At 74.9% G+C, this 18,736-nt stretch carries 21 protein-coding genes; 7 read left to right on the forward strand and 14 right to left on the reverse strand.

The annotated features are described in order from the left end of the window. The first annotated feature begins 6 nt into the window (after window positions 1–6). The gene (locus BM064_RS22830; protein WP_092864511.1) at window positions 7–873 is read left to right on the forward strand and encodes an isocitrate lyase/PEP mutase family protein; all 867 of its coding nucleotides are present in this window, start codon (window positions 7–9) and stop codon (window positions 871–873) included. A 7-nt stretch (window positions 874–880) separates the two neighbouring features. Here the strand turns inward: BM064_RS22830 and BM064_RS22835 are convergent, their stop codons facing one another. Next, entirely contained in the window at window positions 881–1,423 is a 543-nt protein-coding gene (locus BM064_RS22835) for a hypothetical protein (RefSeq protein WP_092864514.1), read from the reverse strand. Between the two features lie 526 nt (window positions 1,424–1,949). On the opposite strand from BM064_RS22835, the gene BM064_RS22840 reads away from it, so the two are divergent. Both BM064_RS22840 and BM064_RS28455 read left to right on the forward strand, forming a co-directional pair. Further along, window positions 1,950–2,996: an XdhC family protein gene (locus tag BM064_RS22840; RefSeq protein ID WP_092864517.1), complete on the forward strand. Its 1,047-nt coding sequence runs from the start codon at window positions 1,950–1,952 to the stop codon at window positions 2,994–2,996. Between the two features lie 34 nt (window positions 2,997–3,030). Then, the gene (locus BM064_RS28455; RefSeq protein WP_092864520.1) at window positions 3,031–4,674 is read left to right on the forward strand and encodes an NTP transferase domain-containing protein; all 1,644 of its coding nucleotides are present in this window, start codon (window positions 3,031–3,033) and stop codon (window positions 4,672–4,674) included. 363 nt (window positions 4,675–5,037) lie between these two features. Here BM064_RS28455 and BM064_RS22850 read toward each other — a convergent pair whose 3' ends face one another. From BM064_RS22850 to BM064_RS22870, 5 genes are all read right to left on the reverse strand, one after another. Continuing rightward, entirely contained in the window at window positions 5,038–5,496 is a 459-nt protein-coding gene (locus BM064_RS22850; RefSeq protein WP_092864523.1) for an SAM-dependent methyltransferase, read from the reverse strand. After that, window positions 5,493–6,605, reverse strand: coding sequence for a molybdenum ABC transporter ATP-binding protein (modC, locus tag BM064_RS22855; RefSeq protein WP_092864526.1), 1,113 nt, complete (start codon window positions 6,603–6,605; stop codon window positions 5,493–5,495). Before modC ends, BM064_RS22850 begins: the two co-directional genes overlap by 4 nt. Further along, window positions 6,605–7,300: a molybdate ABC transporter permease subunit gene (gene modB, locus BM064_RS22860; RefSeq protein ID WP_092864529.1), complete on the reverse strand. Its 696-nt coding sequence runs from the start codon at window positions 7,298–7,300 to the stop codon at window positions 6,605–6,607. Before modB ends, modC begins: the two co-directional genes overlap by 1 nt. A gap of 7 nt (window positions 7,301–7,307) precedes the next feature. Next, window positions 7,308–8,114, reverse strand: coding sequence for a molybdate ABC transporter substrate-binding protein (gene modA / locus BM064_RS22865; RefSeq protein WP_092864532.1), 807 nt, complete (start codon window positions 8,112–8,114; stop codon window positions 7,308–7,310). Window positions 8,115–8,183: 69 nt separating this feature from the next. Next, the gene (locus BM064_RS22870) at window positions 8,184–8,546 is read right to left on the reverse strand and encodes a winged helix-turn-helix domain-containing protein (protein WP_092864722.1); all 363 of its coding nucleotides are present in this window, start codon (window positions 8,544–8,546) and stop codon (window positions 8,184–8,186) included. 185 nt (window positions 8,547–8,731) lie between these two features. On the opposite strand from BM064_RS22870, the gene BM064_RS22875 reads away from it, so the two are divergent. Further along, window positions 8,732–9,730 carry an NAD(P)H-quinone oxidoreductase gene (locus tag BM064_RS22875; RefSeq protein WP_092864535.1) on the forward strand — a complete coding sequence of 333 codons (999 nt, stop codon included), beginning with the start codon at window positions 8,732–8,734 and terminating at the stop codon, window positions 9,728–9,730. 75 nt (window positions 9,731–9,805) lie between these two features. Here BM064_RS22875 and BM064_RS27850 read toward each other — a convergent pair whose 3' ends face one another. Beyond that, entirely contained in the window at window positions 9,806–9,991 is a 186-nt protein-coding gene (locus BM064_RS27850; RefSeq protein WP_143103429.1) for a hypothetical protein, read from the reverse strand. Between the two features lie 378 nt (window positions 9,992–10,369). Here BM064_RS27850 and BM064_RS22880 point away from each other — a divergent pair, with 378 nt between their 5' ends. After that, on the forward strand, window positions 10,370–11,152 hold the full coding sequence (locus BM064_RS22880; protein ID WP_092864538.1) for a DUF1013 domain-containing protein: 783 nt from the start codon (window positions 10,370–10,372) through the stop codon (window positions 11,150–11,152). Between the two features lie 71 nt (window positions 11,153–11,223). On the opposite strand, the gene BM064_RS22885 is transcribed toward BM064_RS22880, so the two are convergent. From BM064_RS22885 to BM064_RS22915, 7 genes are all read right to left on the reverse strand, one after another. Continuing rightward, window positions 11,224–11,940 carry a DUF6946 family protein gene (locus tag BM064_RS22885; RefSeq protein WP_092864541.1) on the reverse strand — a complete coding sequence of 239 codons (717 nt, stop codon included), beginning with the start codon at window positions 11,938–11,940 and terminating at the stop codon, window positions 11,224–11,226. A gap of 122 nt (window positions 11,941–12,062) precedes the next feature. After that, complete coding sequence (locus tag BM064_RS22890; protein WP_092864544.1) at window positions 12,063–12,548, reverse strand: F0F1 ATP synthase subunit B family protein; 486 nt, start codon at window positions 12,546–12,548, stop codon at window positions 12,063–12,065. A 4-nt stretch (window positions 12,549–12,552) separates the two neighbouring features. Further along, window positions 12,553–13,143, reverse strand: a complete 591-nt coding sequence (locus tag BM064_RS22895) for a F0F1 ATP synthase subunit B' (RefSeq protein WP_092864547.1) — start codon at window positions 13,141–13,143, stop codon at window positions 12,553–12,555. A gap of 194 nt (window positions 13,144–13,337) precedes the next feature. After that, window positions 13,338–13,574 carry a F0F1 ATP synthase subunit C gene (locus tag BM064_RS22900; protein WP_092864550.1) on the reverse strand — a complete coding sequence of 79 codons (237 nt, stop codon included), beginning with the start codon at window positions 13,572–13,574 and terminating at the stop codon, window positions 13,338–13,340. 76 nt (window positions 13,575–13,650) lie between these two features. Continuing rightward, window positions 13,651–14,361: a F0F1 ATP synthase subunit A gene (locus BM064_RS22905; protein WP_092864725.1), complete on the reverse strand. Its 711-nt coding sequence runs from the start codon at window positions 14,359–14,361 to the stop codon at window positions 13,651–13,653. A 56-nt stretch (window positions 14,362–14,417) separates the two neighbouring features. After that, window positions 14,418–14,804 (reverse strand): AtpZ/AtpI family protein, encoded by a 387-nt coding sequence (locus BM064_RS27655; RefSeq protein ID WP_177236376.1) that lies wholly within the window; start codon window positions 14,802–14,804, stop codon window positions 14,418–14,420. Between the two features lie 557 nt (window positions 14,805–15,361). Further along, entirely contained in the window at window positions 15,362–15,580 is a 219-nt protein-coding gene (locus BM064_RS22915) for a hypothetical protein (RefSeq protein WP_092864556.1), read from the reverse strand. A gap of 214 nt (window positions 15,581–15,794) precedes the next feature. Here BM064_RS22915 and BM064_RS22920 point away from each other — a divergent pair, with 214 nt between their 5' ends. Beyond that, window positions 15,795–16,682 (forward strand): cation diffusion facilitator family transporter, encoded by an 888-nt coding sequence (locus tag BM064_RS22920; protein ID WP_092864559.1) that lies wholly within the window; start codon window positions 15,795–15,797, stop codon window positions 16,680–16,682. 428 nt (window positions 16,683–17,110) lie between these two features. Next, a complete protein-coding gene (locus BM064_RS22925) occupies window positions 17,111–18,649 on the forward strand; it encodes a gamma-glutamyltransferase (RefSeq protein ID WP_092864562.1) in 1,539 nt (512 codons plus the stop codon). Window positions 18,650–18,736: the final 87 nt, after the last annotated feature.

Here is an 18,736-nt window from a genome sequence, read left to right on the forward strand (position 1 = left end):
GCCGCCATGACCCCTCCCGACCGACTGCGCGCCCTGCTGGACCAGGAGCGCCTCCTGGTCATGCCCTGCTGCTTCGATCCGCTGTCCGCCAAGCTGATCGAGCAGGCGGGGTTCCCGCTGACCTTCATGTCGGGCTTCGCCGCCTCGGCGGCCCGGATCGGCGAGCCCGACCTCGGCCTGATGAGCTACGCCGAGGTCGCCGACCAGGCCCGCGCCATCGCCGACGCGGTCTCGATCCCGCTGATCGGGGACGGCGACACCGGCTACGGCAACGCGATGAACGTGCGCCGCACGGTGCGCGGCTTCGCGCGGGCCGGCTGCGCGGCGGTGATGATCGAGGACCAGAAGGCCCCCAAGCGCTGCGGCCACACGCCCGGCAAGGAGGTGGTGGACCGCGAGGAGGCCTTCGACCGCATCCGCGCCGCCGCCGATGCCCGCGCGTCCGACGACATCCTGATCCTCGCCCGCACCGACGCGCGCCACGAGCACGGGCTGGCCGAGGCCATCGACCGCGCCCACCGCTTCCACGAGCTCGGGGCCGACATCCTCTTCGTCGAGGCCCCGAAGACCGCGTCCGAGATGCGCACGATCTGCGCCGAGCTCCCCGGCCCGAAGATGGCCAACATCGTCGAGGGCGGAGAGACCCCGGCCCTCTCCCACGCGGAACTCCAGGACATCGGCTTCTCGATCGCCGCCTATCCCCTGACCCTGCTGGCCGCCGCCATGCAGGCGATGACGCGGGCGCTGGGCCAGCTCGCCTGCGACGCTCCGCGCGACGGGCTGATGGATTTCGCGGAGCTGCGCCGCCGCATCGGCTTCGACGCCTATTACGAGGAGTCGGAGACGTACCGCTCCTCCGCCCGCGCCCGCTGAGGGCCGGTCAGGGACAGTCGGCGGAGGCCAGCGCCTCCGCCGCCGGATCCGTCCAGCGCACCAGCAGCCGGCGGGGCAGGGCCTGCGCTTTCGGCCCGCGGGCGCGGTAGCCGGGGGTCAGGATCTCCAGCTCGCGGTAGGCCTCGCGCCGGTCCGTCGGCAGCGGATAGCGCGGATCGGCGCCGTTCGAGGCGAACACCCCGGGGTTGGAGAAATCCGAGGACACCAGCCGCCACACCGCCTCCGCCGTCGCCCAGACCACCTCGGCCGAGGTCTCGGCCCCGGCGCGCCGGCAGATCCGCGTCTCCGGCCCCAGCGCCTCGCGCAGCCCCGCGAGCAGGGCCTCGGCGTCGCCCGGCGCGATCTCCCGCCGGCGCTTTTCGAACAGCACCTGCCGCAGGCCGTCCCGGTCGAGCTGGAAGATCGCCCGGAACCGCATCCCCGCCAGCTCCACGTCCGGCGCCACGAGCGCGCCCTGCAGGCCGCCGCCGAACTCCAGCCCGGTCTCGACCGCCTCCGGCATGATCTCGCGCAGCGCGGGGGCGTCCATTCCCCAGCGCGCCTCCGCCCAGTCCGCCGACGCCGCTCCGGGCGCCCAGATCATCGCTGCCAACGCAAGCCACCGCATCCCCCGCAGATGGCCCGCGCCCCCGCCCGCCGCAAGCGCCATGGCGCCCCGCCGGCCCCGGGCCGGGAGCGCCTGTTCTCCGGAGCCGTCCGTCGCGGATGCCGATCAGAGCGACTCGCCCGTGGGGGTCAAGGATCGCGAAGCGACCCGCGCTTGCGCGGGCTTGTCCTTGACCCCCACGGGCGAGTCGCTCAGGCATCAGACGCGATGGACGGCTCCGGAGAACAGGCGCGGCCTTGTTCTTGGGTGAGTTCCCGAGCCCCCCTTCCGGCCCCCAGCGGCCGCCCGCGCGCAGCGCGCCCGCCGAGCGAGCCCCGCCCCGGGCGCAGCCGTCCCCGATTCCGTGAGGCCGCACTGGCGCGACCCCGCCCCTCGCCCTTATGTAGACGGCAGAGGCCCTCCGCCCCGCGCGGGCCCCCCTCCGCCCCCGAACCCCCGGGAGGACGCCATGTCCGTCGCAGATCACGACCGCATCCCCGAAATCGCCCTCGACTGGATCGCCCAGGGCAAGCGCGCCGCCATCGCCACCGTGGTGCAGACCTGGGGCTCGGCGCCCCGCCCGGCCGGCTCCCAGCTCGCGATCTCCGCCGACGGCGAGATCATGGGCTCCGTCTCCGGCGGCTGCGTCGAGGGCGCGGTGATGGTCGAGGCGATGGACGCGCTCGAGGACGGGACCTGCCGGATGCTGGAATTCGGCGTCTCCGACGACGAGGCCTTCGCCGTCGGCCTCGCCTGCGGCGGCACCATCCGGGTGATGGTCGAGCCGATCGGCGTCGGCCAGGGCCCCTCGGTCGCCGAGCTCGAGGCGCTGGCGCAGGCCCGCGCCGCCCGCCGCGCCGTCGCCTGGGCGGTGAAGCCCGAAAGCTGGGAGCGCGCTCTGCCCGACGGGACCGGCGAGGGCCCGCTGCAGGCCGAGGCCGCGAGCCGCCTGCGCACCGACCGCTCGGGCATGTCCGAGGACGGCTGGTTCCTGGGCGTGCACAACCCGCCCCTGCGCCTGGTCGTGGTGGGGGCCGTGCATATCGCCCAGGCGCTGATGCCGATGGCGAAGGTCGCGGGCTACGACGCCACGCTGGTCGACCCGCGCGACGCCTTCGGCTCCCAGGCGCGGTTCCCGGGCGAGACGATCCTGCATGACTGGCCCGACGAGGCGCTGGAGAAGATCGGGCTCGACGCGCGCACCGCCGTGATCACCCTGACCCACGATCCCAAGCTGGACGACCCGGCGATCGCCCGGGCGATCCGCTCGCCGATCTTCTACCTGGGCTGCCTGGGGTCGAAGAAGACCCACGCCAAGCGCGTGGCGCGGCTGGAGGCGGAGGGATTCTCGGCGGACGAAATCGCCCGCATCGACAGCCCGCTCGGGGCCGACATCGGCTCGGCCACCCCGGCCGAGATCGCGATCTCGGCGCTCGCCCAGATGACCGAGCGGCTGCGCCGCCCCGACACCCGCCCCGGCGCCAGGGTCCCCGCCGCCGCGCGGGACGCGGCCTGAGGCGGTCCGTGATCCGGCCGCGGGAGATCCGGGCATGAGGTTCGGCCCCCTCCCGCTGGCGGAGGCCGAGGGCGCCGTGCTCGCCCATTCCCTGACCGCCGCCGGCCGGCGGCTGAAGAAGGGCTGCGCGCTGACGGCCGGGGACCTCGCGGCCCTGCGCGAGGCCGGGTTCGCGACCGTCACCGCCGCCCGGCTCGGGCCCGAGGACCTTTCCGAGGACCAGGCGGCCGCGACGCTCGCCGCGGCCCTCGCGCCCGATCCGCTGGCGCTGGGCGTCAGCCGGGGCGCACCGTTCACGGGGCGGGCGAACCTGCACGCGCTCTCGACCGGGGTGCTGCGCGTCGACCGGGCGCGGATCGACGCGGCCAACGCGGTGGACGAGGCGATCACCGTCTCGACGCTGGCCGACTGGTCCCGGGTCTCGCCGCGCACCATGGTGGCGACGGTGAAGATCATCCCCTACGCCGCCCCGCGCGAGGCGGTGGCGCGCGCCGCCGCGATCCTGTCCGGCGGGGGCCTGTCGGGTGGGGGCCCGGCCCTGCGCAGCCATCCCGTGCGCCTGCGCCGGGCGAGCCTGGCGCTGACCCACGTGCCGGGCATGAAGCCCCGCCTGCTCGACAAGGGGGCCGAGGCGCTGGCCGCGCGTCTCGCCGCGCTGGGCATGTCGGTGGCCGACGAGGCGCGCACCCCTCACGAGATCGAGGCGCTGGCCGCGGCCCTGCGCGCGGCGCGCGGCGAGATGATCCTGGTGCTCGGCGGCTCGGCCCCCTCCGACCGGCGCGACGTGGCGCCGGCGGCGGTGGAGGCGGCGGGCGGCCGGCTGATCCGCTTCGGGATGCCGGTGGACCCGGGCAACCTGATGTTCCTGGGCGATCTCGACGGCCGCCCGGTGCTGGGGATGCCCGGCTCCAGCCGCTCGCCCGCGCTCTCGGGCACCGACTGGGTGCTGGAGCGGCTGGCCTGCGGGCTGGAGGTCACGGCGGCCGACATCGCCGGCATGGGCGTGGGGGGCCTGCTGAAGGAGATCCCGTCGCGCCCGCAGCCCCGCGCCGGCGGGGCGGGGGCCGCGGAAAAACCCTTCGTCACGGCGCTGCTGCTGGCGGCGGGCGCGTCCTCGCGCATGCAGGGGCGCGACAAGCTGCTGGAGGAGGTGGGGGGCGAGCCGGTGCTGCGCCGCTCCGCCCGGGCGCTGGTCGCGAGCGGCGCCGACGAGGTGATCGCCGTGCTGCGCCCCGGCGACGAGGCCCGGCGCGCGGCGCTCTCGGGCCTCGCGGTGACGCTGGTCGAGAACCCCGAGGCGGCCGAGGGCATGGCCGCCTCGATCCGCCGGGGCCTGTCGGCGGCGGACCCCGAGGCGGACGCGGTTCTGCTGGCGCTCGCCGACATGCCCGAGGTCGCCTCCGCCCATGCCGACGCCCTGATCGAGGCCTTCGACCCGGCCCGCGGCGCGGCGATCTGCCGGGCGGCGGACGCGGAAGGGCGGCCGGGCCACCCGGTGCTGTTCGGACGGCGGTTCTTCGAGAGCCTGTCGCGGCTGACCGGCGACGAGGGGGCGCGGGACATCCTGCGGACCAACGCGGACTTCGTGCGGCTGGTGAAGACCGAGGGGCGCGGGGCGCGGCTCGACCTCGACACGCCCGAGGCCTGGGCGGCCTGGCGGGCGGAGCAGACCGGGTAGGGCGCGCTCCGCAGGCGCTCTGCGGGCGGGCCTGGCTCCGTCGCGAAGGCGGGCGCGCGGGCGCCCGGAGGTCCGGGCGCGGCAGCCTCCGGCGGGCTCCCGACTCACCAAAGAACAGGCCCCGCGCCTGATCTTCGGACCCGTCTCTCGCCGATGGATGCCTGAGCGACTCGCCCGAAGGGGTCAAGGACAAGCCGTGCAAGCGCGGTCGCTGCGCGATCCTTGACCCCTTCGCACGAGTCGCTCTTTCCGGCATCCGCGAGAGACGGCTCCGAAGAACAGGCGCTTTGCGGGGGCCGGCGGGCGTCGCGCCGGGGCGCCGGGGGCGGGCGTCGCCGCGGGGCGGGTCAGGTGGGGGGCGGGTCAGGCGGGCTTGATGTCGAGGACGGGGGTGCCGTCGACGCAGTCGAGGCCGCGCACGATCAGGGTCGCGCCCTCGATGCGCACCAGCGCGACCTCGGAGGCGGCGATCGGGTTGGGGCGCATCGGGGAGCGCAGGGCGAAGGTTCCGCGGACCGGACCCTCGCCCCGGCGGCGCTGGGTGGCGAGGTCGCGGCGCGCGCGGTGCATCCAGTAGAGGATCAGGAGGCGCGGCTTCTCCGCCACGCCCTCGAGCAGGGGCGCCCAGCGGGGGTCCAGCTCGATCCGGCACTCGGGGCCCGTCTCGCGGTCGCCGCCCTTAGGGCAGTCGGAGGGCTCGGCCCAGGGGGTGCGGATGCGGCCGAGGAAGAAGACGCCGGCGTCGGGCGTCTCGGGCGGGGCGACCGTGGTCTCGCCGGGGCGGAGGGCGCCGAAGGGGAGGGGGGCGGCCGGGTCGGTCATCGGGCGGGCTCCTGGTGGGCGGCGTGCGCCTCTCCTCCCACGTCCTCGGGGGCGATGGCCACCGTCTTGACGATGGCGTGGACCGGCAGGCCGGGGGCGAGGGCCAGCGCCTCGGCCGAGCGGCGGGTGACGCGGGCCAGCACCGTGCCGGCGCGCGTGCGCACCGAGACGATGGTCCCGGGGCCCTGGCCGTCGTGGATCGCCTCGACCGTGCCGGGGAGGATGTTGAGGGCGGAGATGGCGCGCGGCGGCTCCAGCGAGAGCATCACTTCGGAGGCCGCCATGCGCACGCGGACGGTGGCGCCGACCGGCTGGAGGACCTTCGGCAGGAACAGGCGGTCGCCGGCGGCGTCCAGTTCGCTCAGGCCGTCGGCGTGGTGGGCGGCGACGCGCGCCTCGAGCACCGCGCCCACCCCGCGCACGCCGGTGGGGGCGACGGAGGGATCGCCCAGCACCTCCGCCGCCGGGCCCTGGCGGATCACGCGGCCCGCCTGCAGGGCGACGACGGTGGTGGCGAGCCGCGCCACCTCGGCGGCGGAGTGGGAGACGTAGAGGACCGGGGCCGCGGCCTCGTCGCGCAGCCGCTCGAAATAGGGGAGGATCTCGGCCTTGCGGGCCTCGTCGAGGGCCGCCAGGGGCTCGTCGGCGAGGATCAGGCGGGGGGAGGCCAGAAGGGCCCGGCCGATGGCGACGCGCTGTTTTTCGCCGCCCGAGAGGGCGCCGGGGCGACGCTCCAGCAGGGGGCCGAGGCCGAGCATCTCGACCACCCTGTCGATCTCGGCGCGCGGGACCTTGCGGGGCGCGAACCAGCGGCCGTAGAGCAGGTTGCGGCGCACGGAGAGATGCGGGAACAGCCGCCCCTCCTGGAAGACGTAGCCCAGCCGGCGGCGATGGGGGGGCAGGTTCACCCCGGCGGCGGCGTCGAACAGGGCGCGCCCGTCGACCTCGATGCGCCCGGCGTCGGGGGCGAAGAGGCCGGCCACCGCGTTCACGATCGTGCTCTTGCCCGAGCCGGAGCGGCCGAAGAGGACGGTGATCCCCGGCGGCGCCTCGAACGCGGCGTCGAGCGCGAAGGCGCCGAAGCGGTGGCGGATCGCGACCGAGAGCATCAGGCGCCCCGCACCCGGGCCGCGACCCGCACCGCCACCAGCTCGGACACCAGCAGCGCGCCCATGGCGACCGCCACCGAGACGCCGGCGAGCGCCAGGGCCTGGGACTCGCCGCCCGGGGTCTGCAGGAAGGCGTAGATGGCGCTGGGCAGGGTGCGCGTCTCGCCGGGGATGTTGGAGACGAAGGTGATCGTGGCGCCGAACTCGCCCATCGCCTTGGCGAAGGCCAGCACCGCGCCCGCCACGATTCCGGGCAGGATCAGCGGCAGGGTGACGGTGGCGAAGACCCAGGGGCGCGAGGCGCCCAGCGTGCCCGCGGCCTGCTCCAGCTTCGGATCGACCGCATCGATCGACAGGCGGATGGCGCGGACCATCAGCGGAAAGGCCATGACGGCGGCGGCCAGCGCCGCGCCCGTCCAGCGGAAGGCGAGGACGACGCCGACCTCGGCCAGCAGGCTCCCCACCGGACCGCGGGTTCCGAACACCATCAGCAGCAGCCAGCCGGTCACCACCGGCGGCAGCACGAGGGGCAGGTGCACCAGCCCGTTCAGCAGCCCCCGCCCCGGAAACCGCCAGCGGGCCAGCGCGTGGGCCGCGAGCAGGGCGAAGGGCAGCGAGCCCGCCGTCGCCCAGGCCGAGACCTTCAGCGACAGCGACAGCGCCTCCAGCGCCTCGGGGCCGGGGAGCCAGCTCACCGCCCGCTCAGCCGTCCGCGCCGGGGGCGCGGGGGGCGGGGATCACCGCGAACCCCTGCCGTTCGAAGGCGGCGCGGGCGCGGGGGCCCTGCAGGAAGGCCAGGAAGCCGGCGGCGGTCTCTCCGGCGCCGGTCAGCAGCGCGGCGGGGTAGACGATGGGCGGATGCGAGTCCTCGGGGAAGGTCGCGACCACCGAGACGTCGGGCTCCGCGGCCGCGTCGGTGGCGTAGACGACGCCCAGCGGCGCCTCGCCGGCCGCGACCAGCGCCAGGGCGGCGCGCACGTTGTCGGTCTGGGCGACGCGGGGCGCGACCGCCTCCCACAGGCCCAGGCTCTCCAGCGCGGCCTTGCCGTAGATGCCGGCGGGCACCGCCTCGACCAGGGCCATGGCGAGGCGGTCCTCGCCGAGGATGCCGGCGAGGTCGAGTCCGGGAGCGAGCGCGAGGGGGGCCGCGTCCGGCCCGTGGGCGACCAGCACCAGGGCGTTGCGCAACAGGTCCACGCGGGCGCCCGCGGCGAGCAGGCCGTCGGCCTCCAGCCGGTCCATCCACTCGGAGTTGGCCGAGACGAACACCTCCGCCGGCGCGCCCTGCTGGATCTGGCGGGCCAGCGCCGAGGAGCCGGCGAGCGAGATCCTCGCCTCGTCCCCCGTCTCCTCCGCGAAGGCCGCCGCGATCTCGTCCATGGCGTTCTTCAGGCTGGCGGCGGCGAAGACGGTGACCTCGCCTGCCCGCGCGGCGGGGGCGAGGGCGGCGGCCAGCGCCAGCCCGGCGCCGAAGGCGAGCGCGGCGAAAGGGGGGCGGAGAGACGGCATGGCGGGATCCGGATCGGGGGCGATATGGTTCACGGGGAATATCGAGCCCGCAGCGCGCGGGCGCAAGCGTTATGTTCCTTCGGGAATATCCCTCATCAGAGCCTGCAGCCGCCCGACGTGGGGGGCGCCGGCGCGCTCGGCCTCGGCCTCCAGGGCGCGGTATTCGGCCAGCACCGCCCGGCCGGCCTCGGTCACCGCCGCCCCGCCGCCCCGGGCCCCCCCGCGGGAGCGGAGCACCAGCGGCTCTCGGAACATGGCGTTCAGCGTTTCGACGAGCTGCCAGGCGCGCTTGTAGCTCATGCCCATCTCGCGCCCCGCGGCGGCGATCGAACCGGTGGCGGCGATGCGCTCCAGCAGCTCGGCCTTGCCGGGGCCGATCATCTCCTCGGGGCCGAACACGATGCGGATGCGATAGCGGGGCGGCTCTGACATGGGGCGGAGGATGGACCGGCGGGGCAGGGGGGACAAGGCGCTCCGCCCTCGCCGCCGCGCTCTTGCTCTCGGGCGCGCCAGCGGCGATGGATGGGCCCCAGACGCCGCCCGCGCCCGCGGGACGGCGCGCCAGGACGCCGGCCCGCGACCCCCGCGAGGCCCGGAACCCACCGGAGGAGCCCCCCATGCCCGACCTGCCCGACACCATGCGCGTCGTGGAGATCTCCGAGTTCGGCGGACCCGAGGTCCTCAAGCCCGGAACCCGTCCCGTGCCCACGCCCGGCGCCGGCGAGATCCTGATCAAGGTCGCCGCCTCGGGCGTGAACCGCCCCGACGCGCTGCAGCGGATGGGCAACTACCCGGTGCCGCCGGGCGCCTCGGACCTGCCGGGGCTGGAGGCCGCGGGCACGGTCGCGGCGGTGGGCGAGGGCGTCGGCCGCTGGAAGGTCGGCGACAAGGTCTGCGCGCTGCTGCCGGGCGGCGGCTACGCCGAATACGCCGTGACCCCCGCCGACCACGCCCTGCCGGTCCCCGAGGGCCTGTCGATGGAGGCCGCGGCCTGCCTGCCCGAGACGGTGTTCACCGTCTGGATCAACGCCTTCCGCCGGGTGGGCCTGAAGGGGGGCGAGACCTTCCTGGTGCACGGCGGCAGCTCGGGCATCGGCTCGACCGCGATCCAGCTCGCCGCCGCCCGCGGGGTGCGCGTGTTCACCACCGTCGGCAACGCGGAGAAGGCCGAGTTCTGCCGCGGGCTGGGCGCGGAGGCCGCGATCAACTACCGCGAGCAGGACTTCGTCGAGGAGGTCAAGGCGCTGACCGACGGCCGCGGCGTGGACGTGATCCTGGACATGGTGGGCGGCGACTACATCAACCGGGACATCAAGGCGCTGGCCGACGACGGCCGGCTGAGCTTCATCGCCTTCCTGGGCGGGCCCAAGGCCGAGGTGAACTTCGCCCAGGTGATGATCCGCCGCCTGACGATCACCGGCTCGACGCTGCGCCCCCGCTCGATCGCCTTCAAGGCCGAGACGGCGCGCGAGATCGAGGCCGAGGTCTGGCCGCTGGTCGAGGCCGGCCGCCTCGCCCCGGTGATCCACGCCCGCTTCCCGCTGGAGGAGGCCGCGAAGGCCCACGCGCTGATGGAGAGCTCGGCCCACATGGGCAAGATCGTCCTGACGCTCTGAGGCGGACGGCGCGGCGGGACCTCCGCAAGGGGGCCCCGCCGCGGGGTCGTCCCGGCCGGGGCCGTCGCGCGGCGTTCAGCTTTCGGGCGGGTGCAGCGCCTCGATGGCGTCGCGGAGCAGGTCCGAGGGTTCGTGGAGGTCCATCGCATCGGCCTCGCGCTGGGCCCAGATCAGAACGCGGATCAGGGCCAACCTTCGGCGGGCGCGTTCTTCGTCGGTTTCGCCGAGGGCGGCGTCAGGCTGGCGGGGCGTGCGGCTCAAACGGGATCCCGTGGCGTCTGCGGAACCGGACCGGCGGTTGAAACGCGATCCGGACCCTCGATGTGCAACCGATCAACGGCCCGGCGACGTAACGTCACGCCATCGAAGCCCCATTAGAGTTTCCACATCGTTGGTTGAATCGCAACCCACTGTGAACAGCCTGAAGCTGCGACAGGCGCGGCCGATGCGCGGGGCGCGCCCGGTTCCGCCCACGCGCCGCATCGCGGGGGACGATGCGGGGGGCCTTTCCTCCGCGTCCCAAAGCGACTATATCACGGCCGCCTCCCTATCAGAACAGGGTCGGCCGCCGGGAAACCGGATGCGGCCGGGTTCTTCGGAACCGAGGATGACGTCTTGCCGGGAGAGGACCCGAGACCGATGAGCGATTCGCTGCCGCTGATGCCGAAAGCCACCGCCGTCTGGCTGGTGGACAACACGACCCTGACCTTCACCCAGATCGCCTCTTTCTGCGGCCTGCACGAGCTCGAGGTCAACGGCATCGCCGACGGCGAGGTCGCCCAGGGCATGAAGGGCTTCGATCCGGTCGCCAACAACCAGCTCGAGCAGTCGGAGATCGACCGCTGCGAGAAGGACCCGACCCTGCGCCTGCGCCTGAAGCGCACCCAGGCGATGGAGGGCGAGGCCCGCCGCAAGGGCCCCCGCTACACGCCGCTCTCCAAGCGCCAGGAGCGTCCGGCCGCCATCGCCTGGCTGGTGCGCTACCACCCGGAGCTGTCGGACGGCCAGATCTCGAAGCTGGTAGGCACCACCAAGCCGACGATCCTGTCGATCCGCAACCGCACCCACTGGAACGCCCAGAACATCCAGCCGGTCGACCCGGTCGCCGTCGGCCTGTGCTCGCAGTCCGAGCTCGACGAGGCCGTGCGCCGCGCCGCCGAGCGCAAGCGCCGCGAGCGCGAGGAAGTCATGTCCCACGAGGAGCGGATGTCCCTGCTCTCGACGGACGAGAGCCTCGCCGCCCGGCCCGAGCCGCGGATGCCCTCCAACATCTCCGGCCTCGAGAACTTCTCGCTGGTCGACTCGCGCGACGACGAGGACGACCGCCGCGTCGACCCGCGCGAGACGCTGGACCCCGACGCGCTGTTCAACCTGCCCGGCGGGTCGGACGACGACGAGGACGAGGACGACCAGCCCCGCTGATCGCCCCTCCGCCTTCCGCGGACCCGAACGCCCGGCCCCACGGCCGGGCGTTTCGCGTTTGGGGGTCCGCCTCAGCCCTCGCGACCAGGGGCCGGCTCCAGGAAGGTCGACGCTCCGCTGCTGACCCAGCCGAGCAGCAGGTCGCGGCCGCAGGGCAGGGAATGGGCCATCAGGCGGCCCGGCGCCGGATCGGGGAGGCCGAGCCAGGCGCAGAACGCCTCGAAATCTTCGAGCCGCCGATGGCGCGGCGAGAAGGACTGCACCAGCATCGCCGCCGCGTCGGCGCCGCGCCGCTGCGCCTCCAGGATCGCGGCGGCGCTGCGGTGCAGTAGCTGGTATCGCAGCGCAAGCGGCGGGGCGGCGGCGCCGAGCAGAGCGAGGATCGCCGCCAGCCGCGCGCCGCGGCCAGGAGAGCGGTCGGGCGTCCAGGCGGCGAGCGTCGGGCCGAAGGATTCCTCCACCTTCGCCTCGACGGCCGTCGCGATGCGGCGCGGGCCGATGTCGATCATGGCGAACACGTCGCACTGGCTGGCGCCGCCGCGGCCGGGGAGGGGAACCTTGAACTCGGGTTCGGCCGTCGCCAACCGCGCCTCGGGCCCCAGCAAAGCCGCGACCTCCGGCGGCAGGCCCGACGGAGCGCTCTGCGCCGCCTCCCAGCTGCGCGCCGCCGCCATCGCCGAAAAGCCGGGCCGCCACTGGGTCTTGGGGTTGGCGAGCAGGGCCTTCCAGCACTCCGGTCCTTGGCTCGGCCGGCGCGCGCCGTCGCGGGTGATGAAGATGCGGGTCATCGCTCCAGTCTGGACCGGGGAGCGGCCTCTGACAATTCAGGTTCCGGGGGCCGCTCTCGCAAAGAGAAAGGGCCGCGCCCGGAAGGCGCGGCCCTTTGCGGGTCTCGGCGGAACAGCGCCGCTCAGTGCAGCTTGGCGCCCACGGTGGCGATGCCCTCGTCGGTGAGCCTGGCGCGGGCCTCGGCGGACATCGAGTCCTTGAGGACCTCGGAGGTCGCGGCGACGGCGACGCGGACCGCCTCGTTGCGCACGGCGCGCACGGCGTTGTCCTCGGCGGCGCCGATCTGCTCCTCGGCGGACTTCAGGCGGCGGGCGATCGAGACCTCGAGGTCCTTCTTCGCCTGCTTGGCGGCCTCTTCGGCCTCGGTGCGGGCGTGGGCGACGATGTCGGCGACCTGGCCCTCGACCTCCTTCTGCTTGCGCTCGTAGGAGGCCAGCAGCGACTGGGCTTCCTCGCGCAGGCGGCGGGCCTCGTCGAGCTCCTCCTTGATGCGCACCGCGCGCTTGTCCAGCGCGGCGGCGAGCTTCTTGTGCACGCCGGCGTACCACAGCACGCCGATGAACAGGACGAAGGCGACGAAGACGACGAAGTTGGAGTTATGCCACATGGGTTCAGCCCTCCACGCGCTTGGAGACGGCGGCGGTCAGCGCCGACGGGTCGGCGGCGCCCGGCGCCACGGCCTCGGCCAGCGCCACGGCGACCTCGCGGGCCACTTCCTGCACGGCGGCGGAAGCCTCGGCGCGGATCTCGGCGATGCGGGTCTCGGACTCGGCGGTCTTGGCGGCGATCTCGGCGTCGGCCTTCTCGATCGCGGCGTCGATCTCCTTCTGGATCTCGGCCTTGGTCGCGTCGGCGATGGCCTGCGCCTCGGCGCGGGCGTCGCTCAGCGCCTTCTGCCAGGCGGCCTCGGCCTCCTCGGCGCGGCGCTTGTAGTCGGCGGCGCGGTCCAGGTCGTCCTCGACCGCGTCGTGACGCTCCTCGATGATGCCGCCGATGCGGGGCAGCACCACGCGGTTGAACATCAGGTACATGACGACCAGCGCCACCAGCAGCCAGAAGACCTGCGAGGGGAAGGCGTCGAAATTGACCTGGGGAAGACCGCCCGCGGCTTCTTCGGTGGCGTGAACGCCAGCACGAAGCTCCTCGGCGGCTTCGTGGACCGTCTCGGTCGCGGCCTGGGCGGCGCTGAAGAACAGGGCCATGCTCGTCTCCTGGGCTCGGCGGCCGGCCCGGGGGAGGCGCGGGAGAGCGCGGTCCGGGGGCGCGAGGCGGCGAAAATCTCGGTCAGGCGGGGCGGTGCGATCCCGGTTCGAGAGGAACCTGCGCGGGCCCGGCGCCAGTCAGGGGAGCGGGGCGCCCGCGAGGGCGCCCCGTCCGATCTCGTTCGTTCCGGGGATCAGACCGCGAACAGCAGCAGCAGCGCCACCAGGAACGAGAAGATGCCCAGCGCCTCGGCGAAGGCCATGCCGACGAACAGCATCGCCTGCTGCTCGCCCGCGGCCGCCGGGTTGCGCAGCGCGCCGGCGAGGTAGTTGCCGGCCACGTTGCCGACGCCGAGACCGGCGCCGCCGAGGCCGATCGTGGCCAGGCCCGCGCCGATGTACTGACCCATGCTTGCGATATCGCCTTCCATGTTCCTGGCTCCTTCGTGGGTTGGAAGTCGTGAATGGTCGACCGGGGGCGACGACCGCCGCCCGGCCGGTCGGATCTCAGTGCAGGTGCAGCGCGTCCTTGAGGTACACGCAGGTGAGGATCGTGAAGATATACGCCTGCACGCAGGCCACGAGCAGCTCCAGGGCGAAGATGCCGGTCATGGCCGCGATGGGAACGACGCCGAGGATGCCCAGCGCCGGGACGAAGGCCGCGAAGACCTTCAGCACCGCGTGGCCCGCCATCATGTTGCCCGCAAGACGGACGGAATGGCTGAGGGGCCGCACGAAGTAGGAGATCAGCTCGATCAGGAACAGCACGCAGCGCAGCGCCACGGTGGGCGCGCTGCTGACCCAGAACAGCGAGATGAAGTGGAGGCCGTGGCGCATGAAGCCGATCACGGTGACCGAGATGAACACGATCAGCGCCAGCACGCCGGTGACGGCGATGTGGGCGGTCGGCGTGAACGAGGCCGGGATCAGGCCGGCGACGTTCGCGATCAGGATGAACATGAAGACGGTGAAGATGTAGGGGAAGAACTTCGCCCCGTCCTCGCCGAGGATGTCCGCCACCATCTTGCGCACGAACATGTAGAGGCTCTCGGCCACCGACTGCATGCGGCCGGGCACCAGCGTCGCGTTGCGGGTGGGCAGCGCCAGCAGCAGGAAGGCGAACAGCACGCCGACCGCCAGCCAGAGCGTCTGGTTGGTGACGGTGAACAGGCCCAGGCTCTCGTCGCCGAACAGCGGCTTGACGATGAACTGGTCCATGGGATGGGCGTTGATGCCGCCCGAGCTCGCGCCGTGTTCCGCTCCGCCTGCCACGTTCAGCGTCCCTCGTCCTGTGGCGCGCGCGCGCCGTCAGCTTCGTCTGCGCCCTGGCCGCCCTGCGCGGCCCGGGCCTGGTTCTTCGACTGCAGCTCCTTGGCGGACTGCAGCATGACCTTGACCCCCGAGGCGAACCCCGCGAGGACGAAAACGACCATGAACAGGGGGCCCGTGCCGAACAGCTCGTCGAGCCCCCATCCGATCGCCAGTCCCACCGCGATGCCCGCGGTCAGGTCGATGACCATGCGCCACGCGAACTCGGCCCCATGCCACCGTGCGTGGGTCTCACGACGAGGCCGCGTCTCGGCCGTGCGCCGATCGCGGATCGCCTTGAGTCTCGCATCGATGTCCGAGAGGCTGGCCCCCTTCGGGTCGTGATCCGTCACGTCCGTCCCCAGTCGTGGCTGTTCGGCGGCATCGCCGCGCCTCGCCGTCGTCCGGGTCCGGTGGATCCGGTCAAACCCTCAGCGGCCCCTCCTGCCGGTCCGTCGCGGCCCCTTGGCCAGTCGGGCGGACACTAGAAAGGGGGGGGTGGAGTGTCAAGCTGGGTGAATCGACCCCCGGATGGGGTCAGGTATTTGCAATTCATGAAGAAATTCGCTGATGCGACCGCACGGCGCAGCGCCCCGGCGCCCCCGGCGTCGCCCCCGGCCCGCCCGCCGCGGGATTCGCGCCCGCGCGCGCGCCGCGCGGGGAGGGCGGGCCCCGCCCCTGCCCCCGCCCCTGCCGACGCCGCGCCGGCGCCCACCTGCGGCCCGCCGACCCGCCCCGGAGGGGCTTCGCGACGCGGAGGCGGGCGGCGGGAGAGCGCCGCCTGCGTCGCCGCGGGAGGCGAGGGGCGCCTGCGCCCGGAGGGCGGCTGCGGGCGGCGAGGTCGGGGCGCCGGGCGCACACTATATAGACGCGCCCGCCGCGGCGTTGCGTGCGGGCGCGATCCGGACGCTCAGGAGACGCCCGGCGGCTCCTGGACCGGGAGCGGGGCGCGGCGGCCGCAGAGGCGGATGCGCGGCGCGACGGCGGGGGAGAGCGGCGCGGCCGCGTCGGGCGCGCGCTCGCACGGTGGCGGGACCGAGGCGGCCTCGAAGGCGGCGGGGGCCACGTGGCCGGCCCCTCCCAGGGCGGCGCGCAGGGCGCCGCGGCGGCTGACGAAGGCGTGGAACATGGTCGTTCCTCCGGCGCATTGGCGGTCGGGCCGGGCGGCGACCGTCGCCTCCCTCAGCCTGTCACGCACGAAGCCCCCCGGCTCCGTCGCACCCTGCGCGGCGAAGCGGGCGATTCCGCGGCCGGGCGGCGGCGGGGGGGCGGCGCGGGGGCGCGCGCGCCGCGCGGCGACGAACGCGGTTGCCCGCCGCGCCCGCCGGCAATAGACCGCCGCCATGAGCGGACGGCTGAACATCAAGGGCGACGACCGGCTGGCGGCCTCCGCCGGGGCGGCGGCGGTGGCGGTGGCGCTGCTGCTGGCGCTGGTCAAGCTGTGGGCGCTGCGCGAGACCGGCTCGCTGGGGGTCGCGGCGAGCCTGGCCGATTCCGCCATCGACGCGGTCGCCTCGCTGGCGGGGCTCGCCGCCGTCCTCTACGCCTCCAAGCCCGCCGACGAGGAGCACGCCTTCGGCCACGGCTCGGCCGAGGACCTGGCCTCGCTGGGTCAGGCGGGGCTGGTGGCGGTCTCGGGGCTGCTGATCGGCTGGCAGGCGATCTCCCGGCTCCTTGCCGACGCGCCCTCGCCGCTGGCGCGCGAGGAGCTGGGGATGGGGGTGATGGCGGTTTCCATCGTCCTGACCCTGGCGCTGGTCTGGTGGCAGCTGCGCGTCGCGCGGCGCACCGGCAGCCCGGTCGTGGCGGCGGACTCGCTGCACTACATGTCCGACCTGCTACCCAACCTGGGCGCCCTGGCGGCGCTGGCGGCCTCGGCCTGGCTGGGGCTGTCGGATCTCGATTCGCTGGTGGGGCTGGCGGCGGCGGGGCTGCTGCTGGCCGGCGCCTTCCGGGTGGCGAAGCGGGGCTGGCGGGCGCTGATGGACCACGGCGCCGACAAGGAGACCCTGCGCCGGCTGAAGGAGATCGCGGACGGGCACCCGGGGCTCGCGGGCTACCACGACCTCAAGACCCGCACCGCCGGCCGGCGCCTGTTCGTGCAGATCCACGTCGAGCTGCCGGGCGAGCTGCCGCTGCGCGAGGCCCACGACATCGGCGCAAGCCTGCGCCACCGCATCCTGGACGCCTTCCCGGAGGCGGAAGTCATCGTGCACAAGGACCCCGTCTGACGAGGGCGGCGCGAGCCTGAGGGCCCGGGGGGCGCAGGCGCCCTGCGGGCGGGCTTGGCTGCGGGGCGCGGGTGGGGACGTCGCTCGGGTTGGGGGCGGTGGAGCCTCCGGCGGGCTCCGGACTCACCCAAGAACAAGACGCCCGCGCCTGTCCTCCGGACCCGTCCATCGCGTCTGATGCCTGAGCGACTCGCCCGGCCCCGTCAAGGACGAGCCCGCGCAAGCGCGGGTCGCTTCGCGATCCTTGACGGGGCCGGCCGAGTCGCTCTGATCGGCATCCGCGATGGACGGCTCCGGAGAACAGGCGCTCCCGGGGGGCTGGGGGCGCGGGCGCCCGGGGGCGGGCGGCGCGCCCGGAGGGGCTGGACGGGGCCGGGGCGCGGCCGTAACGGGGAGGGCTCTGGGATCGACGGGGGAGGACGGGTCGGATGTCGCGTTTCGCCATCGCCGCGGGGCATGTCGCCACCGCCGAAGCCGGGGCCGTGGCCCTGCGCGCCGGAGGCACGGCCGTGGACGCGGTCGTCGCCGCCGCCCTCGCCGCCTGCGCGGCCGAGCCGCTGCTCGCCGGCCTCTTCGGCGGCGGGTTCCTCGCGGTGCGCGAGGCCTCGGGCCGGTCGCGAATGCTGGACTTCTTCGTGCAGACCCCCCGGCGGCGGCTCCCCGAGCCGGAGCGGGACCTGCGCGCGATCGAGGCCGATTTCGGCGACGCCCGGCAGAGCTTCCACATCGGCGCGGGCGCCATCGCCACCCCCGGCCTGGTCCCCGGCCTCGCCGAGGCGCACGCCCGCTTCGGCCGCATCCCGATGCGCGAGCTCGCCCGGCCCGCGCTCGAGGCCGCCGGCCGCGGGCTGCCCTTCTCGGCCTTCCAGGCGCGCGTCCTGCAGGTGATCGCCCCGATCTGCCGCGCCACCCCCGCCGCCCGCGCCCTGTTCTGCCCCGACGGCGAGACGCTGGCCGTCGCCGGCGAGACGCTGGCCAACCCCGCGCTCGCCGACGCCATCGACGCCTTCGCCCAGGAGGGGCCGCGCCTGTTCCAGGAGGGCGAGATCGCCCGGGCGCTCGCGGGGATCGCCGCCGAGGGCGGGCATCTCACGATCGAGGACCTCGCCGCCTACCGCCCCGCCTGGCGCGAGCCGCTGCAGGCCGAGCGGGGGGCGGCGCGCCTGTCGCTGAACCCCGGCCCGGCGCTGGGCGGCACGCTGGTGGCCCTGGCGCTGCGGCTGGCGCCCGCCGACGCCTCGGCGCTCGACTGGGCCCATGCGCTCGCGACGGTCGCGAAGGCCCGCGCCGAGGCCGAGGCGCAGGCCGGGGGCGACGTCCTCGCCCGGCTCGGCGAAGCCACGGCGGAGGGGCTGCGCGCCCTCGCCGCCCGGCCGCGGTCCGAGCGCGGGACGACCCATGTCTCGGCGGTGGACGCTTCGGGCATGGCGGCGGCGCTGACGCTCTCGAACGGCGAGGGCTGCGGGCTGGTCGTGCCGGGCACGGGGACCATGGCCAACAACATGCTGGGCGAGGCCGACCTGCTGCCCCGGGGGCTGGACGGCTGGCGGACGGACGTGCGGCTCGCCTCGATGATGGCGCCCACGGCGATGGCCTGGCCGGACGGGAGCGTGGCGGCGCTGGGCTCGGGCGGCTCCAACCGGATCCGCTCGGCCATGGCGCAGGCGATCGCGCGGCTCGCCGACCGGGGCGAGGCGCTGGACCGCGCGATCGAGGCGCCGCGCCTGCATGTCGAGCACGCGCCCCCCGCGGGCGATCCCGACGCGCCCCCCGGCCCCTCGATCGACTTCGAGGACCGCTTCCCGGGCGCCGAGCGCGAGGCGCTGACGCGCGCCTTCCCCGCCGCGCGTCCCTGGGCGCAGGAGAGCCTGTTCTTCGGCGGCGTGCACGCGGTGCGCCGCTCGCGGAGCGGCGTGGTCGAGGCGGCGGCCGACCCGCGACGCGACGGGGCGGCGCTGACCGCCTGACGCGCGCCGCGGCCTTCACGCGGAATTAACCACGGGCGGCGAGGCTCGGCGCTTCCGAATCCTGGCCGCGCGGAGGTCGCGACCGAG

Source organism: Albimonas pacifica (assembly GCF_900113695.1).
GTDB lineage: Bacteria > Pseudomonadota > Alphaproteobacteria > Rhodobacterales > Rhodobacteraceae > Albimonas > Albimonas pacifica.

Excerpts from the sequence above, each read along its gene's own strand:
- BM064_RS22830 (WP_092864511.1), top strand. The coding sequence starts at position 7 with ATGACCCCTCCCGACCGACTGCGCGCCCTGCTGGACCAGGAGCGCCTC.
- BM064_RS22835 (WP_092864514.1), bottom strand. The coding sequence starts at position 1,423 with ATGGACGCCCCCGCGCTGCGCGAGATCATGCCGGAGGCGGTCGAGACC.
- BM064_RS22840 (WP_092864517.1), top strand. The coding sequence starts at position 1,950 with ATGTCCGTCGCAGATCACGACCGCATCCCCGAAATCGCCCTCGACTGG.
- BM064_RS28455 (WP_092864520.1), top strand. The coding sequence starts at position 3,031 with ATGAGGTTCGGCCCCCTCCCGCTGGCGGAGGCCGAGGGCGCCGTGCTC.
- BM064_RS22850 (WP_092864523.1), bottom strand. The coding sequence starts at position 5,496 with ATGACCGACCCGGCCGCCCCCCTCCCCTTCGGCGCCCTCCGCCCCGGC.
- modC (WP_092864526.1), bottom strand. The coding sequence starts at position 6,605 with ATGCTCTCGGTCGCGATCCGCCACCGCTTCGGCGCCTTCGCGCTCGAC.
- modA (WP_092864532.1), bottom strand. The coding sequence starts at position 8,114 with ATGCCGTCTCTCCGCCCCCCTTTCGCCGCGCTCGCCTTCGGCGCCGGG.
- BM064_RS22870 (WP_092864722.1), bottom strand. The coding sequence starts at position 8,546 with ATGTCAGAGCCGCCCCGCTATCGCATCCGCATCGTGTTCGGCCCCGAG.
- BM064_RS22875 (WP_092864535.1), top strand. The coding sequence starts at position 8,732 with ATGCCCGACCTGCCCGACACCATGCGCGTCGTGGAGATCTCCGAGTTC.
- BM064_RS22880 (WP_092864538.1), top strand. The coding sequence starts at position 10,370 with ATGAGCGATTCGCTGCCGCTGATGCCGAAAGCCACCGCCGTCTGGCTG.
- BM064_RS22885 (WP_092864541.1), bottom strand. The coding sequence starts at position 11,940 with ATGACCCGCATCTTCATCACCCGCGACGGCGCGCGCCGGCCGAGCCAA.
- BM064_RS22890 (WP_092864544.1), bottom strand. The coding sequence starts at position 12,548 with ATGTGGCATAACTCCAACTTCGTCGTCTTCGTCGCCTTCGTCCTGTTC.
- BM064_RS22895 (WP_092864547.1), bottom strand. The coding sequence starts at position 13,143 with ATGGCCCTGTTCTTCAGCGCCGCCCAGGCCGCGACCGAGACGGTCCAC.
- BM064_RS22900 (WP_092864550.1), bottom strand. The coding sequence starts at position 13,574 with ATGGAAGGCGATATCGCAAGCATGGGTCAGTACATCGGCGCGGGCCTG.
- BM064_RS22905 (WP_092864725.1), bottom strand. The coding sequence starts at position 14,361 with ATGGACCAGTTCATCGTCAAGCCGCTGTTCGGCGACGAGAGCCTGGGC.
- BM064_RS22915 (WP_092864556.1), bottom strand. The coding sequence starts at position 15,580 with ATGTTCCACGCCTTCGTCAGCCGCCGCGGCGCCCTGCGCGCCGCCCTG.
- BM064_RS22920 (WP_092864559.1), top strand. The coding sequence starts at position 15,795 with ATGAGCGGACGGCTGAACATCAAGGGCGACGACCGGCTGGCGGCCTCC.
- BM064_RS22925 (WP_092864562.1), top strand. The coding sequence starts at position 17,111 with ATGTCGCGTTTCGCCATCGCCGCGGGGCATGTCGCCACCGCCGAAGCC.